The organism is Pseudomonas sp. (assembly GCF_037994325.1).
Taxonomy (GTDB): Bacteria; Pseudomonadota; Gammaproteobacteria; order Pseudomonadales; family Pseudomonadaceae; genus Aquipseudomonas.
Genome location: NZ_JBBNAH010000079.1, coordinates 1 through 2,565 on the forward strand (window position 1 = coordinate 1; position 2,565 = coordinate 2,565).

Here is a 2,565-nt window from a genome sequence, read left to right on the forward strand (position 1 = left end):
ACCGATAATCACCGCATCGCCTAGCTCGGCACCCCACAGCTGTTCCAGGGCGACAACTTCGTTGTGCATCTGCCGCAGGGTTTTGTCGATCAGCTTGGGCTCACCGCTGGAGCCAGAGGTGCACAGGGTCAGGCCGAGGAGGTCCAGGTCCAGCTCGGCGGCCGGCAGCGCATCGCTATACAGGCTGGCCAAGCTGACGTCGCCGTCTTGCTCACTTATCCACAGGTCGACATGGGGCGCCAGGCGCTGACGGCTTTGCGCTTGCAGATCGGCCGGCAGCAGTACGCGCACGCCAGCCCGCCAAGCGCCGAGCAGGGCGATGGCCAATTCGGCGCTGTCTTCCAAATGCACGGCAATGTTGCGTACCCCACGGACTTGCAGGCCGGCGGCCAGGCGCAGGGCTTGGCCGCTCAGCTCAGCATGCAGCAGCGCCGGCTCAACGGTAACCGCGCGCTGCGGTTGGGCAGTGAGCAGGTGTTGCAGGTCTAACCAGTTCATACATGGCCTCGCACACGTTGGCGCACCAGCCATTCAGCGGCGAACAACATGCCCATCAAAACGTAAGAAATCAGCCCGGTGTACAGCGTCCACCAGCTCAGCGGCGCCCAGAGCGTCAAGGCGCTTACCAACGTCGCGTTAAAAATAAAAAAGCCAATCCACACCTTGGTGACTGTGCGCGTGTACACAATCGCCACCTCAGGCAACTCCGGCTCGCGCAGGCGCGCCAGGCGTTCAACCATCGGCGGGCCGTATTTCAGGCTGAGGCTAAACAGACCCAGACCGAACAGGCTGATCAGCGCGGGGTACCAGCGCAGTAGGATCGGGCTGTCGGCCAGGCCCAGCAGCAAGCAGAACGACAAAGCCGCAACAGCCATGCCGCGACTGCCCGGCTGTGCGCCCTGGGTCAGAAAACGCGCCAGCCACAGCCCGCCCAGCAGCAAGGCAAAGAAGCGCGGCGACAGGTGTTGATGGCCGAAGTACACCGCAAAGGGGTACGCCAGGCCGGCCAGCAACAGTACCAGTGCAATCAGGCGGTTCATGCCCGGCTCATTACGCAGGCCATCAAACGGCGGGCGCGTTGACCAGGCGGAACACGGCCTCGACCACGTCACCGACGGTACGCACGGCCTTGAAGTCTTCGGCGGCAAGTTTTTTGCCGGTTTTGCGCTTGATATGGTCGATCAGATCGACGGCGTCGATGCTGTCGATTTCCAGGTCCTGGTACAGGTTGGCGTCAAGGGTGACGCGCTCAGGTTCCAGTTCGAACAGCTCAACAAGCGACTCGCGCAGGGTGCTGAAAATTTCGTCACGGTTTTGCATGGTGGTCTCTCTTACGCGGCTTTCTGTGCAGACACGAACACAGCAAGGCTGGCCACGTTGGCGAAGTGCTTGCGGGTATCTTTGGCGTCGGCGTCAATTTTGAAGCCAAAACGCTTTTGAATGGCCAGGCCTAGTTCCAGGGCGTCAACCGAGTCCAGGCCCAGGCCTTCACCGAACAACGCCATATCGGCGTCGATATCGTCCGGGCCGATGTCTTCAAGGCCCAAGGCTTCGATAATCAGGTTTTTAATTTCCAGCTGCAGATCGCTCATCTTTGGCGAGCTCCTTAATAAAGTGTTGGTGCAGATATTCATTGAGTTTGCGCGACGCAATGGGCGCCGAGCTGTGAGCGGAAAACTGCTGGGGGTCGATATCCTCGCCGACACGCATTTCAAAGTGAAAGCGCCGCGACGGAATGCGGTACCAGGGCTCGGCCTTGGTCAGGGTGGTGGGGGTGACGCTGATCACCACCGGCGTCACCACGCTGGCACCGCGCAGAGCAATCGCCGCCGCGCCGCGGTGAAACTCCGGCGCCTGGCCCGGTGTGGTGCGCGTGCCTTCGGGGAAGATCACCAGGGTTTGCCCCTCCCGCAGGGCACCAGAGGTTTCGTCGAGCATATCCATGCTGCCGCTGTTGCTGATGTACTCGGCCGCACGAATTGGTCCGCGCATGCACGGGTTGTCCCACAGGCTTTGTTTCACCACACAGTTGGCGTCGCGGATAAAGGCGATCAGCACCACTACATCGATAAGCGAAGGGTGGTTGGCGATCACCATTTGCCCGGGGCGGCCTAGGCGTTCGATGCCTTGCACTTCAAAGGTCAGTACGCCCGTGCGGTGCATAAACTCGACAAAGGCGCGGAAGGTCCAGCTCACCGTGGCGCGCGCGCGGGTACGGCGTTTTACCGCATCGCCGGGCAGCAGCGACAGCAGCGGGAAAACCACCAGGCGCAAAAACACGCCGCCAACGCCAAACAGGGTAAAGCTCAAGGCCGTGGCGATCAGGCGCCACCAATAGGGCGCGCTGTAACGGCTCAGGCGCTGTTCTGTTGCCAGCTCCATTGTCGATTCCTCCAACGATGCTCCAGGGTGGTTCTGCCGCCGCTTAAGGCGCGAACCAGATTAAGTGCGTGCGGCCACTCTGCGGTGGCTGTATCGGCAGATGTTTCATTTAGCGTTGAGCTTTCTTGCAACTGCAGGTGCCAGTCCGCGCCGGGCTTGAGTAACAGCGCTACGGCATAGGGG

General features: G+C 61.2%; 5 protein-coding genes and 1 pseudogene. All 6 read right to left on the reverse strand.

Features of this window, described 5'->3' with window-relative positions; translation table 11 throughout:
* A pseudogene (locus AAAB16_RS02560) lies at positions 1-498 on the reverse strand (AMP-binding protein); the annotation flags it as partial.
* Positions 495-1,040, reverse strand: coding sequence for a hypothetical protein (locus AAAB16_RS02565; protein WP_340661922.1), 546 nt, complete (start codon positions 1,038-1,040; stop codon positions 495-497). The pseudogene AAAB16_RS02560 and the gene AAAB16_RS02565, both read right to left, overlap by 4 nt.
* Before the next feature lie 22 nt (positions 1,041-1,062).
* A complete protein-coding gene (locus AAAB16_RS02570; RefSeq protein WP_340661923.1) occupies positions 1,063-1,320 on the reverse strand; it encodes an acyl carrier protein in 258 nt (85 codons plus the stop codon).
* 11 nt (positions 1,321-1,331) lie between these two features.
* Positions 1,332-1,592 (reverse strand): phosphopantetheine-binding protein, encoded by a 261-nt coding sequence (locus AAAB16_RS02575; protein ID WP_340661924.1) that lies wholly within the window; start codon positions 1,590-1,592, stop codon positions 1,332-1,334.
* Positions 1,567-2,382: a 1-acyl-sn-glycerol-3-phosphate acyltransferase gene (locus AAAB16_RS02580; protein WP_340661925.1), complete on the reverse strand. Its 816-nt coding sequence runs from the start codon at positions 2,380-2,382 to the stop codon at positions 1,567-1,569. Before AAAB16_RS02580 ends, AAAB16_RS02575 begins: the two co-directional genes overlap by 26 nt.
* On the reverse strand, positions 2,355-2,565 hold a 211-nt coding region (locus AAAB16_RS02585; RefSeq protein WP_340661926.1), incomplete at its 5' end, for a beta-ketoacyl synthase chain length factor. The genes AAAB16_RS02585 and AAAB16_RS02580, both read right to left, overlap by 28 nt.